This is a genomic window from Paenibacillus sp. P4_A7, from assembly GCF_056402455.1.
This window is the reverse complement of sequence record NZ_JBFUHJ010000288.1, coordinates 1-7,185: the sequence shown is the minus strand read 5'-3', so window position 1 is coordinate 7,185 and position 7,185 is coordinate 1. Positions and strand designations below refer to the sequence as shown.

The 7,185-nt window shown below is 44.6% G+C and carries 6 protein-coding genes and 1 pseudogene; 1 reads left to right on the top strand and 6 read right to left on the bottom strand.

Features of this window, described 5'->3' with window-relative positions:
* Together AC1DWN_RS23865 and AC1DWN_RS23860 are read right to left on the bottom strand one after the other, a co-directional pair.
* On the bottom strand, nt 1–1,071 hold a 1,071-nt coding region (locus AC1DWN_RS23865; RefSeq protein WP_477561388.1), incomplete at its 3' end, for a CHASE2 domain-containing protein.
* A 105-nt stretch (nt 1,072–1,176) separates the two neighbouring features.
* Nucleotides 1,177–1,353 (bottom strand): annotated as a pseudogene (locus tag AC1DWN_RS23860) (hypothetical protein); the annotation flags it as partial.
* Nucleotides 1,354–1,713: 360 nt separating this feature from the next.
* On the opposite strand from AC1DWN_RS23860, the gene AC1DWN_RS23855 reads away from it, so the two are divergent.
* Nucleotides 1,714–2,142: a DUF4395 domain-containing protein gene (locus AC1DWN_RS23855; RefSeq protein ID WP_477561389.1), complete on the top strand. Its 429-nt coding sequence runs from the start codon at nt 1,714–1,716 to the stop codon at nt 2,140–2,142.
* A 403-nt stretch (nt 2,143–2,545) separates the two neighbouring features.
* Here the strand turns inward: AC1DWN_RS23855 and AC1DWN_RS23850 are convergent, their stop codons facing one another.
* From AC1DWN_RS23850 to AC1DWN_RS23835, 4 genes are all read right to left on the bottom strand, one after another.
* Nucleotides 2,546–3,925 (bottom strand): sensor histidine kinase, encoded by a 1,380-nt coding sequence (locus AC1DWN_RS23850; RefSeq protein ID WP_477561387.1) that lies wholly within the window; start codon nt 3,923–3,925, stop codon nt 2,546–2,548.
* On the bottom strand, nt 3,922–4,602 hold the full coding sequence (locus AC1DWN_RS23845) for a response regulator transcription factor (protein ID WP_477561386.1): 681 nt from the start codon (nt 4,600–4,602) through the stop codon (nt 3,922–3,924). Before AC1DWN_RS23845 ends, AC1DWN_RS23850 begins: the two co-directional genes overlap by 4 nt.
* A 157-nt stretch (nt 4,603–4,759) precedes the next feature.
* The gene (locus AC1DWN_RS23840) at nt 4,760–5,596 is read right to left on the bottom strand and encodes a protein-glutamine gamma-glutamyltransferase (protein ID WP_477561385.1); all 837 of its coding nucleotides are present in this window, start codon (nt 5,594–5,596) and stop codon (nt 4,760–4,762) included.
* A 1,065-nt stretch (nt 5,597–6,661) separates the two neighbouring features.
* A partial coding sequence (locus tag AC1DWN_RS23835) for a phytanoyl-CoA dioxygenase family protein (RefSeq protein WP_477561384.1) occupies nt 6,662–7,185 on the bottom strand: 524 nt, incomplete at its 5' end.

The window sequence follows — 7,185 nt, the reverse complement described above, 5'->3', positions numbered from 1 at the left end:
AATACAGCTAATAATGAGCAGCGGAATCACATAACCGATTGATATAATGAGGCCCTTACTGTATAAGTAGCTGCTGCTAGTAATAAAAACAACAATGATAGCTGCAACAGTCAGAAAGGAAACAAGCATATTTAACTTACGGAATAAGAAGAAAGCAACGGCGGCTGTGATGAGCATGATAACCGCATTCCATTTCCAATCGAGCTCCTTCTTAAGATCATTCTCCAGAAGAGCCTGAATAATATTAGCGTGTATCTCCACTCCGTACATCGGGGTTTTCACTTTAAGGGGAGTCGGATAATCATCATTAAAGCCAGGTGCATAAGGACCTATCAGTACGATTCTATCTTTAAAATAGTCCGCAGGCACATCGCCGCTCAGCACGGCTGAATACGGAATAGCTTCATACTCTCCAGGCGTTCCTGTGTAAGGAATATGAAACCGTCCAAATGCATCAAGCGGCAGCATATCTGCATCGACTGCTTCGCCCGAGCGTTCCATAAACATGTTATAGATAACCCATGAGAAGCTATAAGCTTCCTGCCCTTCATCATCTATAAAACGATACAGAGAGTTACGCACAACGCGGTCGCGATCTGGAATAGTGTTAATATGACCAACTGCTGCCGCCGCTTCCTGCAGTTCTGCAAAAGGCTCCGACATTTTCAATGCCGCCATTGTGCCTTGCTTAGCAGTAGGAGCAAACGTCCCATATATCGGCATCACAACATTACCAGCGTTCTGTACCGCAGCAATCAAAGCTTGATCCGCCTCCAAATCATCTGCGGAGGGAGATGGAAACGTGACATCAAAAGCTATAACAGCCGGCTCCCCTTCAGCGAGCGTATTGATGAGCTGCGCATGTACATTGCGATTCCAAGGCCAGCTGCCAAAATCAGTGATACTCTCTTCATCAATGGCTATAATTGCAATTCGAGTATCTGCGGCGCTAGTCTTCTGCATCACACGGTCCTGAAAGAAATAATCGACTGTGTCTAGCGTTCCTCTGTACATAAGAAGAATGGCTGCAGCTGTCAGCAAAGCTATTATATGTACTAGCTTTATTTTCAAAGCTATGGACCTCCAATCTATTAACGCTTAGCTAGGGTATGAGATGAAGCCACTTCCAATAGGGAATACACAAAACGGCCACAAGCAGGACAGCTAGACCATATCCTAGCGCAACCTTATGGGCCCACGATGGGTAAATGCTTTGCCCTCTGTGCTGTAATAGCCCAATACTGCCAACGAGCACTTGATGCCTTCTTCTGAACTTACAAAAAGTTCAATTGCTCCGCGTTCTATAATAAAAATTTGATCGCCGATATCACCTTGCTCGAATAGGCTTTTCCCTGCAGCTAATTGCTGTTATCCAGCATGCCGAGCAGCTTAGCCAGCTCCATATTCGTGAGATCCTTAAACATTTCTATACTTGTTAGTTTCACTGGTAACCTACCTTATAAAAGGTAAATTAGTACTATATCACTGCAAATCTATTATATATGAAAATGTATGATAAAGTAACTTTTTGTCAGTTTATGTCTCAGGAATTTGACCCCATTCACAAAAGAAAAGCGTTGTTCCCTTGAATCCGAAAGCAGTCTGGGAAGCACTTGAGCTTGCAAAGTGAGTACGAAATTACTCATTGCTAAAGCGTCTGTGATCCATTATTATTAAATTACATAAATCCAATAAGGAAAGTTGGTGTTGATAGTGAAGGAAATTCCGATTCCTTACGTGCGAAGTAATCAAATAGGTATCGCTGCCCTGCTACTAGTGGCAATAAGCTTTCAATTACCATGGCTAATAGCAGTCTTATGGCTAATTCAAGTAGTTGGACTCGTATTCGGACATAAAGCTAACCTGTTTATTATACTGGCTCGCCCAATTATCCATAACTTTATCACCTATTCATCTACAGAGGCTGCAGAACTGCAACGTTTCAATAACTCGCTTGGTGTAGGCTTCCTTACTTTTTCCTTGCTTAGCTTTCTGCTTGGCTGGAATTTGGCAGGCTATCTATTTGCAGGAATGATGGGCACTGCCGCGCTTGCAGCCATTTTAGGCTATTGCATTGGCTGCACCATATATTTTCAATACAAACAATTCCGTGCTCGACGTTTAATTCGCACGACTAAATGAATCGCTTCGGAAAAGAAGCTATTATTCTAGAGCAACTGGAAAAGACATCTACCCTTACTCCGAGCCTCCGGATTTCCCACTGTCCCAGCACAGATACCGGCACAACTACTAGGCCAATCATGGACGAAGTAGCTTAAGCACCGTTTTTGCCCTTACAGCTAACTTTTTGGTCAGTCTGTAGGCTGTAAGCACGATTTCCGGGTCTACAGCCAACTAATCTGGAGAAATAAGCAGATAAAAAATAGCTGTAAGCACCGTTTCGGTGCTTACAGCTATTTTATTGATCAGAATGCTTGCTGTAAGCACGATTTTCGTGCTTATCCCTTTTCTAAACTGCTCTTATTGCTAGTCGTGCGCCAGCGTCATATGAAATGATAGAAGTATTTCTCTATGAAGCTTCCCTCTAATAAGGAAAATATGGAAGGGTAACAATAACCGCTGTGCCCACAGAGAGCTGACTTTCAACACGGACTGTGCCCTTGTGGAGGGTGACGATTTTGTCAACAATAGAAAGTCCTAGCCCGCTCCCTGACGACCGGCTTCTCGCCTTATCCGCTTTATAAAACCGCTCAAATATATAGGGAAGATCCTCCTCGGGTATTCCTCTGCCCGTATCGCTAATCTCAACCTCCACACTTTCCCCAGCTGTTATTTTTATAAAGAGACTGTGCCCTGACTCTGAAAATTTGATACTGTTCGAAATCAGGTTCATCCACACCTCATAGAGCAATTGATGGTCTGCGTTGATAACTACCTCAGGCAGCTCAAGCTCTAATTGCAGATCTTTACCCGACCATTGCCATTCCAAAGAAATCAATAGTTGACGTATTTGCTCATCCAGCCGAAATCCCGTTATTTGAAGCTGCTGCTTGTCCTTATCGAGGCTGGCAAGCATTAGAAGCTGCTTGCTTAAAGCCGATAAACGCATACTTTCTTTTTCTACAATAGTTAAATAATCTTCAGTCTGCTTAGCTGTTGTCTCCTTGTTCAGAACAGCCCGCACTAGACCTTGAATCGAAGTAAGCGGTGACTGAAACTCATGTGAGACGTTGGCGACAAACTCTTGCCGCATTTGGTCCAGCTGTTTTATCGATTGCGTCATCCGTGCAAAATTACGTGCTAAAGAGCCGATCTCATCCTTGCGGGAAAGCTGAAGCCCTGCGTCAAAGTCCCCGGCAACGATCTGTTGGGTAGCTTTCGTCAATTGATTAATTGGTCTAACAATTAATCGTGATAAAAATAATATGAGAAGCAGACTTATGACAAAGGTAAATCCTATAAGTGCGGCCCCAACTATTCGCACATCTCCAATTTGCTCCTGCAAATCAGGACGAATAAACAACGCCACATTGCCTGCACTCGTCTGCAATGGTATGCCTGCTGTATTCTCAACACTATTTTTGAACAATGTAAAAAGCTCAATCTGATCCTTTTTCTTCTCCATACCCTGGTATTCAGTCCCGCTCAGAACCGATTTGATCTGCTCCTCGCTTAGTTTCCCATGCTTAAATGGAGAACCATATACTTTGCCCTCAAAGCTCTCATTCACAACATAGATCTGAAAGCCAAGCGCTGCGATTTGCGTCATGTATTCGTCCACATTCATTTGGGGATTATGCTCATAAAGGGATCCAATGTTTTCAACGATTTTGACCATTTTTTTGACATTGTTGGATTGCATTCTATTTTGATAGTACACGCTTGTTAACGCCAGCCCGACGATGCTGCTAATCATAGCGATAAGCATAAAGGTCAGAACGATTCGTACATAAAGAGATTTCATCCTTCTCCCACCTCCAGCTTGTAGCCAAGCCCGCGAATCGTCGTTATCGTAAAATCCGCCTGCCTGTCCGCAAACCGCTCACGCAGCCGCTTGATATGAACATCAACCGTTCTGCTATCTCCGCTAAAATCTGCGCCCCAAATCAATTGAATCAATTGTTCCCTCGTATAGATACGCCCGGGCTGGCTGGCCAATTGCGACAGCAGCTCGAACTCACGAAGTGGCAGTGTCATAGCTGTTTCTCCAACCGTAATTTCATATCCTCTCCGATCAATCGATACACTTCCAAGCCGAATTACTTCCGACGAAACGAGCTTATATCTACGCAACAACGCCCGCATACGGAAGAGCAGCTCCTTCGGATCAAACGGTTTTGTTAAGTAATCATCTGTTCCAGCATCAAATCCTTTTTCTTTGTCCTCCATTCCTGCCCTTGCCGTCAGCATGAGAACGGGAATATCATATCGCTCTCTTATTTCTTTGCACAGTTGGAAACCGTCCTTCCCCGGCATCATCACATCGACAATCGCCAGATGAGCCTGCTCATTTTCCAAAAGGCGGGACGCTTCCTCTCCATCCTCCGCCTCCAGCACCGTAAAGCCTTCCTTACCCAATACGAAACGCAGCAGTTCACGTATAGAAGGATTATCATCCGCTATCAATATATGAATTCTCATTATTTGTCTCCTAACTAGAACTGACTCTTGTTCTACGGTCATTATATTCGTGGTTGGCAGAACAAGCAAACGAATAGCTGTAGAACGCTTTATTTTGCCAAAAAAAAGTACCGGTCTCCCGAACCTTCAGGAAACTGGCACTCCATCTTTCATTGTGTTAGAGATCCACATGTTTGTAAATGACCGTACTAGAGCCTACACTTACTACAATCGGTGTCTGACCACTGCCGTATCGTGCTTCCTCCGAAGGAATACGCGGCGCTGACAATTGCCTTAAATACTCAAAGTCCGGAGATACAACAAGGTCCTGTAAATAGGCGGAAATCGTACTACCTGGCTCTCTCATTCGGTTGAGCGCAGCAATGATATCCTGTCCCGATTCGATTCCTATACCATGGCCAAAATATAGATTGTCATCCAGCATAATCACATTTTCGCCCTGCCACTCTGGCGTGTCCTTGTCATGGCCAGGGTTTTTGAAATAGAGAACGTCCCCTGCGTACGCTTCGTCTTTATTATAGGTTGTAATAAGCTGCAAATCGCGGTCGTGCTGCCAATCCCTCAAGTACAGATTCGGAAAATAAGTGTTGAATACAGCGTCACCAACCGTATCGAGTACCGCCTTATATAACATAATGATAATTGCTCCTGCACATTCAAATCCATATAGATGCCCATTTATGAAAATATCGTTTATACCTACAGAAGGCAATACGCCGCTTTTTAGCTGGAAACCCCCATTATCGGTACGTGTCCAATATTGCTCATTGCTCCTCGAGTTTGCAAATGTAGCAAAGTCTACTCTGCTGGCATAAAGCGCCTTAGCGGCTTCAACAATGTGCAGCCTCATTTTGAGTTCAAATTCTAAAGCATCTGTTGAGGGATATCGATAAATAATAGAGCTTTGCTGCTTTTGCCGCAAAATCTTCCTCTCTAGCTCTGTCAACGTTAGCGGATCGAGTTGTATCGAATTACTACCCGAAACAAGTATCACCTTACTTCCCTCCTTAGAATCTAATAGCCTCTCGGCAAATGACAAAGCAGATGGGACAACGGTTTCCTGGCTCCGCCAGTTATGCCTTCCTCACACTTTCGGAGAGGCTTTTATTTCAGCCATAATTCCAGACGGAAATAAAAAATGGATGTTTGTTGTGAATTTCGTTGAATTGTGAGGATAAGCTCCATAAGTCTGAGGTTAGGTTCACTATTTTTAAAAACAGCTGTTTCTCGTTTTCCGAATTAGTGAGGTAAACCTCACTAGCGATGAAGCTACCCTCATGGGGAATGAGATTTACCTCACTATACTGAACGATGCACCCTGCATGGTTGGTATTAATGAGATTAGCCTCATTAAATAGTGAGTTTACCTCACTCTTTCCTTACCCCGTCGATTACCGTCCAATACCGAGAGGCTATTCTAGCTTCAGATGGGTTATTATACGTGTCAGTAACTTGTTTGGTGAGCAGTGGTCCCGCCAGAAAGAGTATGACCCTTAAGCACTTTAAGTTTGCCTAACTTACCTCCTCCAAAAACCAAAAAAGCGCCAACGAAGAAGCGTAATAATCATCCAATAGGGATGAAGTTACGGTTACAACGACCGGCACTTATTAAGGACATAAACCATTTGTTACGTTAATTTAGGTTCAAAACCGAAGTTAGCGCTTAACGGAGGTAGCTCTAGCTTTGACTGTATAACATCCAATCACCATCACATTTAAACGATTTGTTTGATTGGTCAATTTCCATTCTAATTACCAATCGACCGCGGACGAATAGGACCTATGGAACTAGGGATGCTCGCCCGCATACATTTACATGAAATCATGAACTTATTTACCAATGGCTCGCTTTTCATTGTTTCGCCTAATCGCTCGTTTGCATCGATTCGAAACGAAACGATGGGCGGCTGCGAATACTTCTGCCCCCTGCTACTCTAATCCTGTTGCACAATTGACAGCGGCAAAAGTACGACGGCGAGCCTTAGGCAGCCCCTGTTCCTAAAAAAATCATGTTCGTCCCAAAAATCCTTCTAATAAGGCAGTTTCCTCTTTCTTGCGCTTACCCGTAGGGCCCTCTTTGGTGCATGCCCAGCAGCCGGCTCATTTGGGGATGATCCTTCCAGCGCTCTACGATCTCTTGCGGCAGCTGATAATTGACAAACGGATAAAACCGCTGAGAGATCCACCGTTTCCCGTACATGACCTGCTGCACGATCCGCATCTCATCGCTCTCGTTGCGCGCGCCGCGATGCCATGTCTGCCCCGTGAAAATCAGGCAATCCCCCTTTTTGGCCAAAATCGTTACTGGTCCTTGTCCCTTGTAGATAGGAGGATTTTGATTCGGATCAGGCTCCTGACCGCTCCTGTGACTGCCGGGAATCACCTGTGTCGGTCCCATTGTTTCTGTCACATCGACCAGATAATAGATGCAGGTGATCAGATACGTAGGCATTTGCATCCGAGGGTCGAATTCGACGCCTTCCGGCAGCGGGAAGAACAGTTCTTCGTCAACATGCCAGTTGTCGATCCCTCCGTTTCGTGCCGTGCGATGCGCGTTCATAGCGAACATATGACATTTCGGGC